Here is a 17,912-nt window from a genome sequence, read left to right on the forward strand (position 1 = left end):
TCAAAAATCCTTCTCAGAACACCGTGAAGAGAACTTCACCGCCCACGTTCGCTTCACGCGCACTGTGGTCGGCCATGATCCCCTTCGGCGTCGACAACACCGAAATGCCAAGCCCGTTATTGACCCGCGGCAGAGCCTTCACCGAGGCGTAGACACGACGCCCGGGCTTGGAAACTCGTTCGATCTCGCGGATGACGGGCTCGCCGTCGAAATACTTCAGCTCGATCTCGATTTCGCTGCGGCCCGAGGAGTGCTCGAGCGTGGCGTAACCGCGGATGTAGCCTTCGGTCTTCAGGACCTCGAGCACGTTCTCGCGCATCTTCGAGCCAGGCGTGGAGACCTTGCTCTTCGAGCGCATCTGCGCGTTGCGGATGCGGGTGATCAGATCGCTGATTGGATCGTGCGTAGACATCTAAACGACCCTCCTTACCAGCTGGACTTCACGAGGCCCGGGACCATGCCCTTGGAGCCAAGGTCGCGCAGCGCGATACGGGACAGCTTGTTCTTGCGGTAGTTCGAGCGCGGACGGCCCGACAGCTCGCAACGCAGACGGATGCGGGTCGCCGACGAATTGCGCGGCATTTCCGCCAGCTTCAGGGTGGCGGCGAACCGCTCCTCCATCGGCAGCGTCTTGTCGGCGATGATCGCCTTCAACCGCTCGCGCTTGGGGGCGGCGTTCTTCACCATCCGCTTGCGCCGGTTGTTCTTCTCGACTGAACTCTTCTTTGCCATGCTTGGCTCCTGGGTATCCGCGTTTGAGAGGCTTTAGGTCAGCGTCTCACTGCCGGAACGGGAAATTGAAAGCGGTCAACAAGGCCCTCGCCTCTTCGTCGGTCTTGGCCGTGGTGCAGACGGTGATGTCCATGCCGCGGGCTTCCGTGACCTTGTCGAAGTCGATCTCGGGGAAAATGATGTGCTCCTTGATGCCGAGCGAGTAGTTGCCGCGGCCGTCGAAGCTCTTCGGGTTCAGGCCGCGGAAGTCGCGGACGCGCGGCAGCGCGACCGTCACCAGGCGATCGATGAACTCGTACATGCGGGCCTTGCGCAGCGTGACCTTGCAGCCGATCGGCTGGTTCTCACGCAGCTTGAAGGTCGCGATCGCGATCCGCGAATAGGTCACGATCGCCTTCTGGCCGGCGATCTGGGTCAGCTCGGCAGCGGCGGTCTCGGCCTTCTTGCGGTCGTTGACGCTGTCGCCAACGCCCATGTTCAGCACGATCTTGTCCAGGCGCGGAACCTGCATCACGTTCTCATAACCGAACTTCTCGGTCATGGCCGTGCGGATCTTCGCGTCGTATTCCGCGCGCAGGCGCGGCGTGTAAGCGGCCTCAGCCATCGATCTCAGCTCCCGAGCTCTTGGCGATGCGGACCTTCTTGCCGTCCGCCAGAATCTTGAATCCGACGCGGGTCGGCTTTCCGTCCTTGCCGACATACGCGATGTTGGACAGTTGGATCGGCGACTCCTTCGAGATGATGCCGCCCTCCTGGGCCTGCGTCTGCTTCTGGTGACGCTTGACCATGTTGATGCCGCGCACCAGCGCGGTGCCAGCGTCGGGGCGAACCTCGAACACTTCGCCGGTGCGGCCCTTGTCGCGGCCCGTCAGCACGACGACCTTGTCGCCCTTGCGGATCTTGGCAGCCATTACAGCACCTCCGGCGCGAGCGAGATGATCTTCATGTGGTTCTTGGCGCGCAGCTCGCGCGGCACGGGCCCGAAAATACGGGTGCCGACCGGCTCGGACTGATTGTTGATCAGAACGGCGGCGTTGCGGTCGAATCGGATGACCGAACCGTCGGCGCGGCGGATGTCCTTGCGGACGCGCACCACGACGGCCTTCATCACGTCGCCCTTCTTCACCTTGCCACGCGGAATCGCTTCCTTGATCGAGACGACGATGACGTCGCCGATCGTGGCGTAGCGGCGCTTGGAGCCCCCGAGCACCTTGATACACATGACACGGCGTGCGCCAGAATTGTCGGCCACGTCGAGGTTGGTCTGCATCTGAATCATTGATGCACCTCGTCCTCTTTTTCAATGCGCCAGCCCAGCCGGCGCTCAACATTTCCCTGAAGTCAGTCGGCTAAAGCCAACAGATCAGGCGCTTTTCTTGTGTTCGCCCCGGATCACGACCCAGCGCTTCAACTTCGAAATCGGCTTCGATTCCTCGATCCACACCATGTCGCCCGGCTTGAACTCGTTGCTCTCGTCGTGCGCGTGGTAGTTCTTCGAACGGCGGATCGTCTTCTTGTAGATCGGGTGCGTGAAGCGGCGATCGACGCGCACCACGATGGTCTTGGCTTGCTTGTCGCTGACGACCACGCCCTGCAAAGTACGTTTCGGCATCTTCGTAAGCCTCTTACTTCTTCTTCGCGCGCGTCTGCGCGGCGACGGTCTTGATCCGGGCGATGTCACGGCGGGCCTCGCGCAGGCGCGAGGTGTTCTCGAGCTGCCCGGTGGCGCGCTGGAAGCGCAGGTTGAAGCGCTCCTTCTTCAGGTTCAGGATGGCGTCATCCTGCTGGTCGGAACTCATCGCGCGGATGTCTTCGATCTTCATCTGTGCCATGGCCATTACTCCGCAATGCGCTCGACGAAGCGCGTCTTGATCGGCAGCTTGGCGGCCGCCAGGGTCAGCGCCTCACGCGCCGTCTGGGTGTTGACGCCGTCGATCTCAAACAGCACCCGGCCCGGCTTGACGCGCGCGACCCACAATTCCGGCGAACCCTTGCCGGAGCCCATGCGGACTTCGGCCGGCTTCTTCGACACCGGAACGTCGGGGAACACGCGGATCCAGACGCGGCCGGCACGCTTCATGTGACGGGTCAGCGCGCGGCGCGCGGCTTCGATCTGGCGCGCGGTGACGCGCTCAGGCTCGGTCGCCTTCAGGCCGAACTGGCCGAAGGCCAACGTCGCACCCGAAGACGCAACGCCGTGGATACGGCCCTTATGCGCCTTCCGGAACTTCGTTTTCTTAGGTTGCATCATGGCTTCAAGCCCTCAAATTCTCTGTGCTGGCGTCAGGCCGCAGCGTTGTCACGGCGCCCACGGCCACCGCGATCACCACCGCCGCTGGTCTCGCCTTCGGCCATTCTCTTGTCCTGGGCCATCGGATCGTGCTCGAGGATCTCGCCCTTGAAGATCCAGACCTTGACGCCGCAGGTGCCGAAGGTCGTGAACGCGGTCGCAACGCCGTAGTCGATGTCGGCGCGCAGCGTGTGCAGCGGCACGCGACCTTCGCGATACCACTCCATGCGCGCGATTTCCGCACCGCCCAGACGACCCGAGCAGTTGATGCGGATGCCTTCCGCGCCGAGACGCATCGCCGACTGAACGGCGCGCTTCATGGCACGGCGGAACGCCACGCGGCGCTCGAGCTGCTGCGCGATCGATTCCGCCACCAGCGTCGCATCGAGCTCCGGCTTGCGGATTTCGACGATGTTGATGACGACGTCGGACGAGGTGATGTCCGCGACCTTCTTGCGAAGCTTGTCGATGTCGGCGCCCTTCTTGCCGATCACCACGCCCGGACGGGCCGAGTGGATGGTGACGCGGCACTTCTTGTGCGGACGCTCGATCACGATGCGGGCGACGGCCGCCTGCTTGAGCTCCTTGTGCAGGATCTCGCGGATCTTGACGTCCTCGTGCAGCAGCTTGCCGTATTCCTGCTTGCCGGCGAACCAGCGCGAATCCCAGGTGCGGTTGATGCCGAGACGCAGACCGATCGGATTGATCTTTTGACCCATCGTGTTCTCCTGCGCCCTTAAGCCGCTGCTTCGGCTTCGACCTGACGAACGATGATCGTCAGCTGCGAAAATGGTTTGTAGACACGGCCCGAGCGGCCACGGCCGCGGGGGGCAAAGCGCTTCATGACGAGGCCGTTGCCGACGAAGGCCTGCGCCACCACGAGATCGTCGACGTCGAGGTCGTGATTGTTCTCGGCGTTGGCGATAGCCGATTCCAGGCACTTCTTCACGTCGACCGCGATCCGCTTGCGCGAAAACTGCAGGTCGGCGAGCGCAGCAGCCGCCTTCCGGCCGCGAATGAGCTGGGCGACCAGGTTGAGCTTCTGCGGGCTCACCCGCAGCATCCGGGCGACCGCCTTGGCCTCGTTCTCGGCGAGGCTCCGTTCGCGCTTAGGTTTGCTCATCGTTTAATCCTCAAGCCTTCTTGGCTTTCTTGTCGCCGGAGTGGCCATGGAAGGTCCGGGTCGGCGAGAACTCGCCGAACTTATGACCAACCATTTCCTCGTTGACGGCAACCGGTACGTGCTTCTGACCGTTGTAGACGCCGAAGGTCAGGCCGACGAATTGCGGCAGGATCGTCGAGCGGCGGCTCCAGATCTTGATGACGTCGTGACGGCCGGACGCGCGGGCGGCATCTGCCTTCTTGAGCAGAGAACCCTCGACGAACGGGCCTTTCCAGACTGAACGAACCATGTCCGGCGTTCCTTACTTCTTCCGCTTGTGGCGGCTTAGGAGAATGAATTTGTTGGTCGACTTGTTGGTGCGGGTCTTCTTGCCCTTGGTCGGCTTGCCCCACGGGGTGACCGGGTGGCGGCCGCCCGAGGTACGACCTTCACCACCACCGTGCGGATGGTCGATCGGGTTCATCGAAACGCCGCGGTTGTGCGGCTTGCGGCCCAGCCAGCGGTTGCGGCCGGCCTTGCCGATCGACGTGTTCATGTGATCAGGGTTCGACACCGCGCCGATCGTGCCGCGGCAACGGCCGTGCACCAGACGCTGCTCACCCGAGTTCAGGCGGATGATGACGTAGTCCTGGTCGCGGCCGACGAGCTGGGCGTAGGTGCCGGCGGAACGGGCGAGCTGGCCGCCCTTCCCGATCTTGACCTCGATATTGTGGATGATCGTGCCGACCGGCATGTTGCCGAGCGGCATGACGTTGCCCGGCTTCACGTCGACATAGTTGCCGGCGATGATGGTGTCGCCCACGGCCAGGCGCTGCGGCGCCAGGATGTAGGCCTGCTCGCCGTCCTGATACTTGATCAGGGCGATGAAGCCGGTGCGGTTCGGATCGTACTCCAGCCGCTCGACGGTCGCGGGAACGTCAATCTTCTCACGCTTGAAGTCGACGGTGCGCAGCGTCCGCTTGTGACCGCCGCCGCGGAAGCGCACGGTGATGCGACCGGTGTTGTTGCGGCCGCCCGCGGAGTGCTTGCCTTCGGTGAGCGCCTTGACCGGCTTGCCCTTGTACAGGGCCGAACGATCGACCATGACCAGCTGGCGCTGGCCCGGCGTCGTGGGATTGAATGTCTTCAGTGCCATCGTCGTGCGACCTTACAGACCGGTGGTCACGTCGATCCGGTGACCCTCTTCGAGAGTCACGATCGCGCGCTTGGAGTTCGACTGCGAGCCGAGATTGCCGCGGAAGATCTTGGTCTTGCCCTTGCGGACCAGCGTGTTGACGCTCTTGACCTTGACGTCGAACAGCTTCTCGATCGCTTCCTTGATCTGCGGCTTGGTCGCCTTGGCGGCCACCTTGAACAGCACCTTGTTGTGCTCCGAGGCGATCGTCGCCTTTTCGGTCACGACCGGCGACAGGATCACGTCGTAGTGGCGAGGCTCGATGTTCTTCGTCATTTGAAGCGCGCCTCCAGCGCATCGATGGCGGCCTTGGTCAGAACGAGCTTCTGACGGCGCAGGATGTCATAGACGTTGATGCCCTGGATCGGCAGCACGTCCATGTTCGGGATGTTGCGGGCCGCAGCGGCAAAGCCGTTGTTGAGCTCGGCGCCGTCGATGATCAGCGCGTTGGTGAGGCCGAGGCCCGAGAAGTGACCGAGCAGCGCCTTGGTCTTGGCGGCTTCCAGCGCGGCCTTGTCGATCACCAGCAGATCGCCGTCCTTGGCCTTCGCCGACAGCGCATGCTTGAGAGCAAGCGCGCGGACCTTCTTCGGCAGGTCGGTGGCGTGCGAACGCACCACCGGACCGAAGGCACGGCCGCCGCCGCGGAACTGCGGCACGCGGGCCGAGCCGTGACGAGCACCGCCGGTGCCCTTCTGCTTGTACATCTTCTTGCCGGTGCGCCAGATCTCGGCGCGGCCCTTGGCCTTGTGGGTGCCGGCCTGACGCTTGTTGAGCTGCCACTGCACGCAGCGCGCAATGATGTCCTGGCGCGGCTCGAGGCCGAAAATGGCGTCGGAGAGCTGGACCGAGCCGGCTTCCTTACCTTCGAGGGTGGTGACCTTCAATTCCATCTCACGCCTCCTGCGCGGCCGGAGCGGCGTCAGCTTCGCCAGCAACCTTGAACTTGCCGGGCTTCGGAGCGTCCTTCGGCAGCGGCTTCTTGACCGCGTCGCGCACGCGGATCCAGCCGCCCTTGGAGCCGGGAACGGCGCCTTCGACGAGGATCAGGCCGCGCTCGACATCGAGCTGAACGACGCGGAGGTTGAGCGTGGTGATCCGGTCGACGCCCATGTGACCGGGCATCTTCTTGTTCTTCCAGGTCTTGCCGGGGTCCTGACGGCCACCGGTCGAACCGATCGAACGGTGCGAGACCGACACGCCGTGGGTGGCGCGCAGACCGCCGAAGTTCCAGCGCTTCATACCGCCGGCGAAGCCCTTGCCGACCGAGGTGCCGGTGACGTCGACGAACTGGCCGACGACGAAGTGGTCAGCGAGGATCTCGGCGCCGACGGGGATCATCTGATCCGCGGAAACGCGGAATTCTTCGACCTGCCGCTTCGGCTCGACCTTGGCGACCGCGAACTGGCCGCGCTCCGCCTTGGGCAGATAAACGGTCTTGCGGCTGCCAGAACCGAGCTGGAGCGCAACGTAACCGTTCTTCTCTTCGGTACGGTGGCCTACGACCTGGCAATTGCCGAGCTTCAGCACGGTCACGGGGATATGTTCGCCGGCCTCTGTAAAGACCCGCGTCATCCCGACCTTTTGTGCGATCACTCCGGAGCGCATCGGCTTGCTTCCTGTTCTTTCTGTCCGCTTTGAGCGAACGGGATCCAAAAATCTTAGAGCTTGATCTCGACGTCGACACCGGCGGCCAGGTCGAGCTTCATCAAAGCATCGACGGTCTGCGGGGTCGGATCGACGATGTCGAGCAGGCGCTTGTGGGTGCGCATCTCGAACTGCTCGCGGCTCTTCTTGTCGACGTGGGGCGAACGGTTGACGGTGAACTTCTCGATGCGGGTGGGCAGCGGAATGGGTCCGCGGACCTGCGCGCCGGTGCGCTTCGCCGTGTTCACGATCTCGCGGGTCGACGTATCGAGGATACGATGGTCGAACGCCTTGAGACGGATACGAATGTTTTGGCCGTTCATTGCCGTGTCTTTCTTAGTGAGTGGCGAGTAGCGAGTAGCGAATAGAATTCCCTATTCGCCACTCACCATTCCCTATTCGCTTGTTTACTCGATGATCGAGGCGACGACGCCGGCGCCAACGGTACGGCCGCCTTCGCGGATCGCGAAGCGGAGCTTCTCTTCCATCGCGATCGGCACGATCAGGTGCACTTCCATCGCGATGTTGTCGCCCGGCATCACCATCTCGGTGCCTTCCGGCAGATGCACGACACCGGTCACGTCGGTGGTGCGGAAATAGAACTGCGGACGGTAGTTGGTGAAGAACGGGGTGTGGCGACCGCCCTCTTCCTTGGTGAGGATGTAGGCTTCAGCCTTGAACTTGGTGTGCGGCTTGACCGAACCCGGCTTGCACAGCACCTGGCCGCGCTCGACGTCCTCGCGCTTGGTACCGCGGAGCAGCGCACCGATGTTGTCGCCGGCCTGGCCCTGATCGAGCAGCTTGCGGAACATTTCGACGCCGGTGACCGTGGTCTTCTGCGTGGCGCGCAGACCGACGATCTCGATTTCCTCGCCGACCTTGACGATGCCGCGCTCGACGCGGCCGGTCACGACGGTGCCGCGGCCCGAGATCGAGAACACGTCTTCAACCGGCATCAGGAACGGCTGGTCGACCGGACGCTCCGGCTGCGGGATGTAGGAGTCGACGTTCTTCATCAGCTCGAGGATGGCCTCGTGGCCGAGCTTCTTGTCGGAATCTTCGAGAGCGGCGAGCGCCGAACCCTTGATGATCGGGATCTTGTCGCCCGGGAAGTCGTACTTCGAGAGCAGCTCGCGGACTTCGAGCTCGACGAGCTCGAGGAGCTCCGGATCGTCGACCATGTCGCACTTGTTCAGGAACACGACCAGCGCGGGCACGCCGACCTGGCGGGCGAGCAGGATGTGCTCGCGGGTCTGCGGCATCGGGCCGTCAGCGGCCGACACGACCAGGATCGCACCGTCCATCTGGGCGGCGCCGGTGATCATGTTCTTCACGTAGTCGGCGTGGCCTGGGCAGTCGACGTGGGCGTAGTGGCGGTTCGTGGTCTCGTACTCGACGTGCGCGGTCGAAATGGTGATGCCGCGTGCCTTCTCTTCCGGCGCCTTGTCGATCTGGTCGTACGCGGTGAACGTCGCACCGCCGGTCTCGGCGAGGATCTTGGTGATCGCCGCGGTCAGCGACGTCTTGCCATGGTCGACGTGACCGATGGTGCCGATGTTGCAGTGCGGCTTGTTACGTTCAAACTTTGCTTTGGCCATTTGACTCTCCGTTCAATCGTCAGTTTTCAACCGACGACAATCAGGCAAACTTCTTCTGGACTTCTGCCGACACGTTGGCCGGCGCTTCTGCGTAGTGGTCGAACTGCATGGTGAAGGTCGCGCGACCCTGGCTCATCGAGCGCAGGTTATTCACGTAACCGAACATGTTCATGAGCGGCACCATCGCGTTGATGACGTTGGCGTTGCCGCGCATGTCCTGACCCTGGATCTGACCGCGCCGGGAATTCAGGTCGCCGATGACCGAGCCGGTGTAGTCTTCCGGGGTCACCACTTCGACCTTCATGATCGGCTCGAGCAGCACGGACTTGCCCTTCTGCAAGGCTTCGCGGAAAGCCGCGCGCGATGCGATTTCGAAGGCGAGCGCCGACGAGTCGACGTCGTGGTACTTGCCGTCGACGAGCTGAACCTTGACGTCGACCACGGGGAAGCCCGCGACCACGCCAGAGCTCATCACGCTGTTGAGGCCCTTTTCGACGCCGGGGATGTATTCCTTCGGAACCGCACCGCCGACGATCTTGGACTCGAACTCGTAGCCCTTGCCGGGCTCGTTCGGCTCGACCACGATCGACACTTCCGCGAACTGACCGGTACCGCCGGTCTGCTTCTTGTGGGTGTACTTGACCTCGGCCTTCTTGGTGACGCGCTCACGGAACGCAACCTGCGGCGCGCCGATGTTGGCGTCGACCTTGTAGGTACGCCTGAGGATGTCGACCTTGATGTCGAGATGGAGTTCGCCCATGCCCTTGAGGATGGTCTGGCCGGACTCCTGGTCGGTCGACACGCGGAAGGACGGATCCTCCGCGGCGAGCTTCGCCAGCGCCACGCCCAGCTTTTCCTGGTCGGCCTTGGACTTCGGCTCGATCGCGATCTCAATGACCGGCTCGGGGAATTCCATCTTCTCCAGGATCACCTGCTTGTCGGGATCGCACAGCGTGTCACCGGTGCGCGCTTCCTTCAGGCCGGCCAGGGCGACGATGTCGCCGGCATAGGCTTCCTTAATGTCTTCGCGGTTGTTCGCATGCATCAGCAGCATGCGCCCGATGCGCTCCTTCTTCTCGCGCGTCGAGTTCACGACGCCGGTGCCGCTCTGGAGCACGCCGGAATAGATGCGGCAGAAGGTGATGGTGCCGACGAACGGGTCGTCCATGATCTTGAACGCGAGCAGCGCGAGCGGCTCCTTGTCGTCGGCCTTGCGCACGACCTCGTTGCCGCGGTCGTCGGTGCCCTTGATCGCGGGCACGTCGATCGGCGACGGCAGATAGTCGACGACGGCGTCGAGCAGCGGCTGAACGCCCTTGTTCTTGAAGGCCGAGCCGCACAGCACGGGATAGAACGCACCGGTCAAGACCGCCTTGCGGATCAGCCGCTTCAGCGTCTCTTCGTCCGGCTCCTTGCCGTCGAGATAGGCGGCCATGGCGTCGTCGTCGAGCTCGACGGCGGCCTCCACCATCTTCTCGCGGTATTCCTTGGCCTGCTCGACGAGATCCTCGGGAATGTCGACATAGTCGAACTTCGCGCCGAGCGATTCATCGTTCCAGATGATGCCCTGCATCTTCACGAGGTCGACGAGACCCTTGAAGTTGTTCTCGGCACCGATCGGAAGCTGGATCGCGATCGGCTTGGCGCCGAGGCGGTCGACGATGTCGGCCAGGCACTTGAAGAAGTCGGCGCCGGTCTTGTCCATCTTGTTGGCGAAGACGATGCGCGGAACCTTGTACTTGTCGCCCTGGCGCCAGACGGTCTCGGTCTGGGGCTCGACGCCCTGGTTCGAGTCGAGCACGCAGACGGCGCCGTCGAGCACGCGCAGCGAACGCTCGACTTCGATGGTGAAGTCGACGTGGCCCGGGGTGTCGATGATGTTCAGGCGCTTGCCGGCCCAGAACGCGGTGGTCGCAGCCGAGGTGATCGTGATGCCACGCTCCTGCTCCTGCTCCATCCAGTCCATCGTCGCGGCACCTTCGTGCACTTCGCCGATCTTGTGGCTCTTGCCGGTGTAATAGAGGATGCGCTCGGTCGTCGTGGTCTTGCCGGCATCGATATGCGCCATGATACCGAAGTTGCGGTAATTCTCTATGGCATGAACGCGGGGCATGGGGTGTTCCTCAGATTCCGTGTGTCGCCGTTACCAGCGATAGTGCGAGAAGGCGCGGTTGGCTTCCGCCATCCGGTGCACGTCTTCACGCTTCTTGACGGCGTTCCCGCGGTTGTTCGACGCGTCCAGGAGTTCGGCCGAGAGCCGCTCGGTCATCGTCTTCTCGTTGCGCTCGCGCGCAGCCGAGATCAGCCAGCGGATGCCCAGGGCCTGACGGCGGGTCGAACGAACTTCGACCGGGACCTGGTAGGTCGCGCCGCCGACGCGGCGGGAGCGCACTTCGATCGTCGGCATGACGTTCTCGAGTGCCTGCTCGAACACGCCGAGCGGGCTCTGCTTGGTCTTGCTTTCGATGAGACCGAACGCACCGTAGACGATGCCTTCGGCGACCGACTTCTTGCCGGCGTACATCACCGAGTTCATGAACTTCGTGACGATGATGTTCCCGAACTTCGGATCCGGGAGAACTTCGCGCTTTTCCGCTGAGTGGCGACGAGACATAGGACTGGTTCCCGCTTACTTCGGACGCTTCGCGCCGTACTTCGAACGACGCTGCTTACGGTTCTTGACGCCCTGGGTATCCAGAACGCCGCGGAGGATGTGGTAGCGCACGCCGGGCAAGTCCTTGACGCGACCGCCGCGGATCATGACCACCGAGTGCTCCTGGAGGTTATGGCCTTCACCGGGGATGTAGCCGATCACCTCGAAGCCGTTGGTCAGGCGCACCTTGGCAACCTTACGAAGCGCCGAGTTCGGCTTCTTCGGGGTCGTGGTGTAGACGCGGGTGCAAACACCACGCTTCTGCGGCGACTGCTGCAGCGCCGGCACCTTCTTGCGCGACTTCTGCACTTCACGCGGTTGAGCGATCAGCTGGTTGATCGTCGGCATCCTGGCCTTACCCTTTGTTATCGCGGTCCCTTGCGGGTCCGCTGTCTTGCCGCGGCCCGTTGCCGGAACCGCAAATTCTTGTCGCGCTACCCGCCCGACGGGGGCGCCTCGCACGGAACAATCCGCACAAAGCGAAATTGCGCCAACCGCTCCATCACCGAGCGGAAAGCGTTACGACGCCACAGAGGACCGCAGTTTTCAGGCCAATCAGCGTAATGCTGCGGCCCGCGCACCGAGGTCATGCATCCGAATTCGATCTCAAGAGAACAAGCTCAAGAGAACTAGAATCGCACTGGCATTGCCTAGCTATAATCGACAGCGTTTGAGCGGCATTCGTCGAGGTTGGTGCCCGCCTTTAGCGATCCCTTGGAGGTCAAACTCTTGGGGATCAACGGGTGGCCCGTTCCGACGCTGGCGATGCTCACCGCCTGTCGTTAAGTGAGGCGCTTTCTATAAGTGAGAATCGATCAAGTCAAGGCGAAACGACAGTCAGAAACGCCTCTGGCACCTGTCAAAATCATTGTTTGCCCGCACTCGCCGCACCTTCCGGATATGGGCACGAGATTCTTGTTCCGCCACCCTAAACGCAATTTATATCCGGGTGAAATATACTTTTATAACCCCTGCTAAGGCTTTTTTTCCTGTTGATGCGCGATTCTGCCGCCTTCGGCAGAGATTTGCGTCATGCGGTACACCGACATTGCCATTATCGGCGGGGGATTGTCCGGCTCAACCGCCGCCGCAATGCTCGGCCGCGCCGGCATTTCGACGGTGCTGATCGATCCGCATGAGAGCTATCCGGCGGACTTTCGGGTCGAAAAACTCAGCGGCCATGCGCAGGTCGAGCGATTCCTGAACACCGGAATCGGAGAATCGGTGCTGCGCCGCGCCACCTTCGCCGGCGAGAACTGGGTCGCCCGCTTCGGCCGCCTCCTCGACAAGGCACCGAGCCGGCAGTTCAACATCCTCTATGATTCCCTGGTCAACGCCGTCCGCGACGAAATCCCGGCGGACGTCGAGCGCATCTGCGCCAAGGCCGTCTCGGTAGAGACCAGCCCGGAGCGACAGAAGGTCGTGCTCTCCAATGACGAGACGATCTCGGCCCGCCTGGTCGTGCTCGCCAACGGCCTCAATGTCGGCCTGCGCCACCAGCTCGGCATCACGCGACGAATCGTCAGCGCCTGCCATTCGATCTCGATCGGGTTCGACCTGGTGCCGGCGGGGCGGAATGCGTTCGACTTCCCGGCGCTGACCTATTTCTCGGAGCGGCCGAGCGACCGCATCCCCTATATCTCGCTGTTCCCGATCGGCCCGCGGATGCGGGCCAATCTGTTCGTCTATCGCGGCTTCGACGATCCCTGGCTGCGCGAGCTGCGCCGCGCGCCGACCGAGACGCTGAACGCCGCCCTGCCCCGGCTCGAGCGCATCACCGGCGCCTTCGACATCCCCGGCGAGATCAAGATTCGCCCGGTGGATCTCTACGTGAACGATGCGAGCGGCCAGCCCGGCCTCGTGCTGGTGGGCGATGCGTACTCGACGTCCTGCCCCGCCGCCGGCACCGGCTGCGACAAGGTCTTCACAGACGTCGAACGGCTCTGCAACGTCCATATCCCCGACTGGCTCGCCTCCGACGGAATGGACACGGCCAAGATCGCCGCGTTCTATGCCGATCCGATCAAGCGGGATTGCGATGAATGGTCGGCGGCCAAGGCGTTCGACTTCCGCTCAGTCTCGATTGGGACGAGCCCCTACTGGATGGCGCAGCGCTGGGCGCGCTTCATGGCCTGGTCGACCCAAGGACTATTGCGGCGGCTTGGAGGAGCGTTCCATCTGGAGCCGAACTTCCTCGGTCACTCCTCCTCCTCGTCCTCATCATCCTCGTCGAGGTCGTCCTCTTCCTCGTCGTCATCGTCGCTGTCGTCGTCGGCCTGAGCCACAGCGCCGTGCGGCTGATGGATCTGGTCATTCCACAGCTTGCGGTAGGTGCCGTTCTTCGCCAGCAGTTCGGCATGCGAGCCGCGCTCGATCGCCCTGCCCCCTGAAATCACGATGATCTCGTCCATCTCGACCACCGAGGTCAGGCGGTGGGTCGACCAGATCATGGTGCGGCCCTTGGCGACCTTGAGCAGCGTGCGGTTGATCGCGGCTTCCGTGGTCTGGTCCAGCGCCGAGGTGGCTTCGTCCAGCAGCAGCACGGAGGGATTGCGGATGATCGCGCGCGCGATCGCGATGCGCTGGCGCTGGCCGCCCGAGAGCGTATCGCCGCGCTCGCCGACCGGCGTGTCGTAGCGCTGCGGCAGGCTCATGATGTAGCGGTGGATCTCGGCCTTCCTAGCCGCCTCCTCCACCTCCTCGTCGGTCGCGCCTTCCTTGCCGAGCCGGATGTTCTCGCGGATCGACATGTTGAACAGCATGTTCTCCTGGAACACCACCGCCATGCTCCGGCGCAGCGAATCCAAGGTCACCTTGCGGACGTCGACGCCGTCGATGGTGACGCGGCCCTCGTCGGGCACGTAGAGCCGCAGGATCAGATTGAGCAGCGTGCTCTTGCCGGAGCCCGAGGGGCCGACGATGGCGATGCGCTTGCCGACATCGAGCTTGAGGCTGAGATTGTCCAGCACCGGCGTCTGGCTGCCCTCGTATTGAAACGTCACACGGTCGAAGGTGACGTCGTGGGTGATGCGCGGCAAATCGGGCGCGCCGGGACGGTCGGCGCCGCGGGTCGGCTCGTCCAGCAGCTCCTGCATGTGACGGATCGCGGCGGCCGAGGAGATCGACACCGGGATGAAATGCATCACATGGGCGATGTTGTAGGAGACCTCCCAGAACGCGCTCTCGAAGGTGACGAAGGTGCCGATGGTGATCTGGCCCTTGGTCGCCAGGTAGGCGCCGATCGCGAGCACGACGAGGTGCAGCAGCAGCACCGAGATGGTGACCGTCCGCTCCACCATGGTCGACAGGAACGCGGCGGAAGCGATCTTGCGGCGCGTCTCGTCGTTGCGGAAGGTGAAGAAGCCGAACATCTTGCGTTGCAGGCTGAACGCCTTGATCACCGCCTGCGCCGCCACGTTCTCCTGCACCATGCCGAGCAGCGCGCTCTCGTTGAGCTTCTGCTCGTAGTTCGCCTGCACCGCCTTCGGGGTGAGGATGCGCGGGCCGATCAGCGTGATCGGGAACACCAGCAGCGCGACCGCCGCGAGCTGCCAGTTCAGGAACACCATCAGGATGATGCCGGCGATCAGCTCCAGGAACGGCAGCGCCGCGCTGTTGGCGAAGGTCTTGACCGAGCCCTCGAACGCCGAGAGGTCGACCGAGAAGCGCGACAGGATCTCGCCGCGCCTGGTGCGGCCGAAATAGGCCGCCGGCAGGTCCTGGACGTGCTCGAACAGGCGCTTGCGCACGTCGGAGATGACGCAGGCCGCGAGCCGCGCGTCCCAGCGCTCGTACCAGACCGCGACGATCGAGGTGAAGATGCCCGCGACCGCAAGCACGCCGAGGATCTTGTAGAGCGCCTGGAAATCCTCCTCGCCGAGCGCATCGTCGATCAGGTATTTCAGGCTGAGCGGCATGATGACGTTGAACAGCGTCTCGACGAAGACGCCGAACGCCACGAATGACAGCATCCGCTTGTAGTTGGTCAGGAAGGGCTTGACGAAACCCAGGATGGTCGCGAGCGCGCCGGCGGCTTCGCGCGCGGTGAAGACGACGAGGTCCTCGTCCTCATCGTCATCATCGAGTTCCAGCTCGTCATCCGCCTCGTCTTCGTCCTCGTCGTCTTCGAGGTCCGGCTTGGCGGGGACGAGCTTGTCCTCGAGCTCGGCCGCCTCTTCCGCGGCGAGCTTGGGTTTGTCGGGCGGGAGGGGCTTGGACGCCATGAAACCAACCGATGCTGACGGCCGGCATGACCGCAGAGAAAGCAGGAAATAGCGTTACCGCTATTGCACCGATTCTATGCGATCACGATGAATTCGGCAAAGCAATTGGCGAATCCGTGCGTCCAGTTCTGCTGCCTCACAAGCACTCTGCTCCTCATCCTGAGGGGCCCGCTTAGCGGGCGTCTCGAAGGATGGCTGCGGGCGAGAGCCGGGCCTTGCATGGTTCGCGACGCGCGTTTCGCGCTTCTCATGAGGGTCTGGCAAACCAGCAGGGCTAGTCGTCGTCCTCGTCCTCGACCTTGTCGAAGAAGGAATAGCGCAAGCTGTCGGCGTCGGCATACCACTGCCCGGGGCCCTTGTTGGCGGCGAGCGTCGCCTCCCAGAGCGCGTCCGCACAGTCCTTGCGGTGCATCGACAGGTCGAAACCGTTGCCGAAGAACAGCTCGGACCATTCCCACCAGGTGCCGAGCTTCTTGACCCCGCGCAACAGGTCATAGCGGTCGATCACCACTGACGCCATGTCCGAGGTGACCGAGCCAAACACCAGCCCGGTCTTGACCACGCGGTTGAACTCGCGGATCGCGCGGACCACCTGCTTCGGGGACACGTGGCATAGGCTGGTCTCGAACACGAAGTCGAAGCTGCCGTCCTTGAACGGCATGTCGGTGATCGAGCCGAGCTTGTTGTATTTCTTCAGCGCCTTCGGCGTCTTGGCGTGGATGGCGCGGTTGTTCTCGATGCCGTAGGCGTCGATGCCGCGCTCGCGCAGCGCACCGACCAGCTCGCCACTGGCCGAGCCCGCGACCAGCAGCTTGGCACCCTTCGCCTTGCCCCAGACGATGCCGATCAGCTTCGTCAGATAGTCGGGATCGGTGAAGTGCTGCCACACCTCGCTATAGGGACCGAGGCCGCGATAGTTCTCGAAGTAATCGCGGTCGATCTTGTCCGAGACCGGCTTGCCCTCTTCTTGTGCGCGCTCACGGCGCAGGCGCATCATCTCGGTCAGGATGATGTCGGTCGCAGCATCGGAGGAGTCGAGCAGACCGTTCAGCGTCGAATCGAACAGATAATCGCCGACCACCACGATGCCGGGATGTTCTTTCGGCTCCGGCCGGTGATTGGTCATGACGTCGCGCACGGGCAGACCGCCGGGAATCGCGTTCACCGACGACAGCCAACGGTGGATCTTGCCTTCCAGGAAATGCGAACGCGCATCGCCGAGTGAGGCCGGCAGCGATTTCAGCGCGGCGTCGATCAGCTCCTGATCCGAGAGATTGGCGAAGGCCAGCGCGTCGGAGCCGGGAATCAGCCAGTTGAGCACGCCATGCTTGCCGACATCGTGCCGCGCGCCTTCGTTGTAGACGCAGCAGCCGCCGAAGGCTTCCGACATGAACCAGGCGCCGGGAATTTTGTCGCCCCAGAATGGCGCATCGAACAGGATCGAGACGCGCAGGTAATGCGCGGGACGGTCGAAATACGAGACGTGCTTGACCATCGACTTGCGCAGCTGCTCGCCTTCCCACCCCACGGTGGCAAGCCAGGAATGCGGCAGGCAGACCAGCACGAGGTCGAAGTCGCGCGTCTCCGGCCCCTTGCCGTTCATCATCTTGAGCTGGTAGCGGCCGGTCGGCGCCTTGCCGACGGTGAGCACGCGATGATTGAGCTGGATGTCGGCATTGACCTCCGATTGGAGGCACTCGATCAACTGCTCGTTGCCGTTCTGGATGGAATAGAGGCCGATATAGCCGTCGACATCCATCAGATAGTTCTTCAGCGCGTTGAGGCCGTTGGTGTTGTGGCTCTCGGTCGCAATGTCCGAGCGCGCCATCACCTTGAAGAAGCGCTTTGCCGTTTCGTCCTCGACCTCCTCGTCGAGCACCTGCTCGGCGGTCTTGTAGGCCCAGGGGTTCTCGTTGTCGTGCGCGCCGACGCCCTCGTAATATTCGATCGGCGACATCGCTTCACTGCAGCGCTTGCGGAACGCCTCGATCGCCGCTGCGGTCTTGTCGCCGTATTTGCGGCGCATCCCCGGCACGTCGTTGAGCAGCTCGCCGCCGAACTGCACCTGCTCGGCATCCATCGGAATGGTCTGAAGTCCGAAATGCTGGATCAGTTCGCGCAGCGGATCGGGCCCGGTCATCGAGTAGTCGTAGATCTCGGCAACGCCGGCCTCGTACATCGCGGGCGCGGAATCGAATTTACGCGTGACGATCTTGCCGCCGAGCCGGTCGGACGCCTCGTAGATGGTGACACGGCAGAGATCGCCGAGCTTGCGCTTCAGATACCAGGCGCTCATCAGCCCGCCGGGGCCGCCGCCTACGATTGCGAGATCAAGCATATCAGTTCCGTGGTCTCCGGCCCTGCCCCCGTCACGGGATCCACCGGTCTAAGTCGCCTTAGCAAAAGCGCTTTTCAGCCTGAAGGAAAGATGAACAAAGCGCGTCCCTGCACCGCAGCACGCGCAGAGCGCAG

At 63.2% G+C, this 17,912-nt stretch carries 23 protein-coding genes; 1 reads left to right on the plus strand and 22 read right to left on the minus strand.

Annotated features, from left to right (window positions below):
* Positions 1 to 13 precede the first annotated feature (13 nt).
* The 20 genes from rpsH to rpsL all read right to left on the minus strand — a co-directional run bounded on the left by rpsH (position 14) and on the right by rpsL (position 11,565).
* Positions 14 to 412 (minus strand): 30S ribosomal protein S8, encoded by a 399-nt coding sequence (gene rpsH / locus I3J27_RS23145; protein ID WP_008136338.1) that lies wholly within the window; start codon positions 410 to 412, stop codon positions 14 to 16.
* Between the two features lie 14 nt (positions 413 to 426).
* Positions 427 to 732 carry a 30S ribosomal protein S14 gene (rpsN, locus tag I3J27_RS23150; RefSeq protein ID WP_057745473.1) on the minus strand — a complete coding sequence of 102 codons (306 nt, stop codon included), beginning with the start codon at positions 730 to 732 and terminating at the stop codon, positions 427 to 429.
* 46 nt (positions 733 to 778) lie between these two features.
* Entirely contained in the window at positions 779 to 1,336 is a 558-nt protein-coding gene (rplE, locus tag I3J27_RS23155) for a 50S ribosomal protein L5 (protein WP_234678973.1), read from the minus strand.
* On the minus strand, positions 1,329 to 1,643 hold the full coding sequence (gene rplX / locus I3J27_RS23160) for a 50S ribosomal protein L24 (RefSeq protein ID WP_007603031.1): 315 nt from the start codon (positions 1,641 to 1,643) through the stop codon (positions 1,329 to 1,331). The genes rplE and rplX overlap by 8 nt, the downstream gene beginning before the upstream one ends.
* The gene (gene rplN / locus I3J27_RS23165) at positions 1,643 to 2,011 is read right to left on the minus strand and encodes a 50S ribosomal protein L14 (RefSeq protein WP_063682754.1); all 369 of its coding nucleotides are present in this window, start codon (positions 2,009 to 2,011) and stop codon (positions 1,643 to 1,645) included. The genes rplX and rplN overlap by 1 nt, the downstream gene beginning before the upstream one ends.
* A gap of 84 nt (positions 2,012 to 2,095) precedes the next feature.
* Positions 2,096 to 2,344 carry a 30S ribosomal protein S17 gene (gene rpsQ / locus I3J27_RS23170; RefSeq protein WP_007603028.1) on the minus strand — a complete coding sequence of 83 codons (249 nt, stop codon included), beginning with the start codon at positions 2,342 to 2,344 and terminating at the stop codon, positions 2,096 to 2,098.
* 13 nt (positions 2,345 to 2,357) lie between these two features.
* Positions 2,358 to 2,564 carry a 50S ribosomal protein L29 gene (gene rpmC, locus I3J27_RS23175; protein ID WP_270160725.1) on the minus strand — a complete coding sequence of 69 codons (207 nt, stop codon included), beginning with the start codon at positions 2,562 to 2,564 and terminating at the stop codon, positions 2,358 to 2,360.
* Positions 2,565 to 2,569: 5 nt separating this feature from the next.
* The gene (gene rplP, locus I3J27_RS23180; protein WP_008136349.1) at positions 2,570 to 2,983 is read right to left on the minus strand and encodes a 50S ribosomal protein L16; all 414 of its coding nucleotides are present in this window, start codon (positions 2,981 to 2,983) and stop codon (positions 2,570 to 2,572) included.
* Positions 2,984 to 3,015: 32 nt separating this feature from the next.
* On the minus strand, positions 3,016 to 3,741 hold the full coding sequence (gene rpsC / locus I3J27_RS23185) for a 30S ribosomal protein S3 (protein ID WP_129268065.1): 726 nt from the start codon (positions 3,739 to 3,741) through the stop codon (positions 3,016 to 3,018).
* A gap of 17 nt (positions 3,742 to 3,758) precedes the next feature.
* Complete coding sequence (gene rplV, locus I3J27_RS23190; protein ID WP_211386653.1) at positions 3,759 to 4,145, minus strand: 50S ribosomal protein L22; 387 nt, start codon at positions 4,143 to 4,145, stop codon at positions 3,759 to 3,761.
* Between the two features lie 10 nt (positions 4,146 to 4,155).
* Positions 4,156 to 4,434 carry a 30S ribosomal protein S19 gene (gene rpsS, locus I3J27_RS23195; protein ID WP_008136357.1) on the minus strand — a complete coding sequence of 93 codons (279 nt, stop codon included), beginning with the start codon at positions 4,432 to 4,434 and terminating at the stop codon, positions 4,156 to 4,158.
* A gap of 12 nt (positions 4,435 to 4,446) precedes the next feature.
* Positions 4,447 to 5,280 (minus strand): 50S ribosomal protein L2, encoded by an 834-nt coding sequence (rplB, locus tag I3J27_RS23200; protein ID WP_270160726.1) that lies wholly within the window; start codon positions 5,278 to 5,280, stop codon positions 4,447 to 4,449.
* A gap of 12 nt (positions 5,281 to 5,292) precedes the next feature.
* Positions 5,293 to 5,595, minus strand: coding sequence for a 50S ribosomal protein L23 (locus tag I3J27_RS23205; protein ID WP_007603019.1), 303 nt, complete (start codon positions 5,593 to 5,595; stop codon positions 5,293 to 5,295).
* The gene (rplD, locus tag I3J27_RS23210) at positions 5,592 to 6,212 is read right to left on the minus strand and encodes a 50S ribosomal protein L4 (protein WP_011088150.1); all 621 of its coding nucleotides are present in this window, start codon (positions 6,210 to 6,212) and stop codon (positions 5,592 to 5,594) included. The genes I3J27_RS23205 and rplD overlap by 4 nt, the downstream gene beginning before the upstream one ends.
* Before the next feature lies 1 nt (position 6,213).
* On the minus strand, positions 6,214 to 6,927 hold the full coding sequence (gene rplC, locus I3J27_RS23215; protein WP_270160727.1) for a 50S ribosomal protein L3: 714 nt from the start codon (positions 6,925 to 6,927) through the stop codon (positions 6,214 to 6,216).
* Positions 6,928 to 6,980: 53 nt separating this feature from the next.
* Positions 6,981 to 7,289: a 30S ribosomal protein S10 gene (gene rpsJ / locus I3J27_RS23220; RefSeq protein ID WP_002712302.1), complete on the minus strand. Its 309-nt coding sequence runs from the start codon at positions 7,287 to 7,289 to the stop codon at positions 6,981 to 6,983.
* An 84-nt stretch (positions 7,290 to 7,373) separates the two neighbouring features.
* Positions 7,374 to 8,564 carry an elongation factor Tu gene (gene tuf / locus I3J27_RS23225; RefSeq protein ID WP_270160728.1) on the minus strand — a complete coding sequence of 397 codons (1,191 nt, stop codon included), beginning with the start codon at positions 8,562 to 8,564 and terminating at the stop codon, positions 7,374 to 7,376.
* A gap of 40 nt (positions 8,565 to 8,604) precedes the next feature.
* Positions 8,605 to 10,677, minus strand: coding sequence for an elongation factor G (fusA, locus tag I3J27_RS23230; protein ID WP_038950207.1), 2,073 nt, complete (start codon positions 10,675 to 10,677; stop codon positions 8,605 to 8,607).
* A 30-nt stretch (positions 10,678 to 10,707) separates the two neighbouring features.
* Positions 10,708 to 11,178 carry a 30S ribosomal protein S7 gene (rpsG, locus tag I3J27_RS23235; protein WP_195803892.1) on the minus strand — a complete coding sequence of 157 codons (471 nt, stop codon included), beginning with the start codon at positions 11,176 to 11,178 and terminating at the stop codon, positions 10,708 to 10,710.
* Between the two features lie 15 nt (positions 11,179 to 11,193).
* On the minus strand, positions 11,194 to 11,565 hold the full coding sequence (gene rpsL / locus I3J27_RS23240) for a 30S ribosomal protein S12 (protein ID WP_007603006.1): 372 nt from the start codon (positions 11,563 to 11,565) through the stop codon (positions 11,194 to 11,196).
* A 684-nt stretch (positions 11,566 to 12,249) separates the two neighbouring features.
* Between rpsL and I3J27_RS23245 the strand changes: the two genes are divergently transcribed.
* The gene (locus I3J27_RS23245; RefSeq protein WP_270160729.1) at positions 12,250 to 13,497 is read left to right on the plus strand and encodes an FAD-dependent oxidoreductase; all 1,248 of its coding nucleotides are present in this window, start codon (positions 12,250 to 12,252) and stop codon (positions 13,495 to 13,497) included.
* On the opposite strand, the gene I3J27_RS23250 is transcribed toward I3J27_RS23245, so the two are convergent.
* Positions 13,416 to 15,440: an ABC transporter ATP-binding protein gene (locus I3J27_RS23250; RefSeq protein ID WP_270160730.1), complete on the minus strand. Its 2,025-nt coding sequence runs from the start codon at positions 15,438 to 15,440 to the stop codon at positions 13,416 to 13,418. The two genes, I3J27_RS23245 and I3J27_RS23250, sit on opposite strands and share 82 nt — an antisense overlap.
* 274 nt (positions 15,441 to 15,714) lie before the next feature.
* Positions 15,715 to 17,778 (minus strand): FAD-dependent oxidoreductase, encoded by a 2,064-nt coding sequence (locus I3J27_RS23255; protein ID WP_270160731.1) that lies wholly within the window; start codon positions 17,776 to 17,778, stop codon positions 15,715 to 15,717.
* Positions 17,779 to 17,912 lie beyond the last annotated feature (134 nt).

This window comes from Bradyrhizobium xenonodulans, from assembly GCF_027594865.1.
GTDB classification, from domain to species: Bacteria; Pseudomonadota; Alphaproteobacteria; order Rhizobiales; family Xanthobacteraceae; genus Bradyrhizobium; species Bradyrhizobium xenonodulans.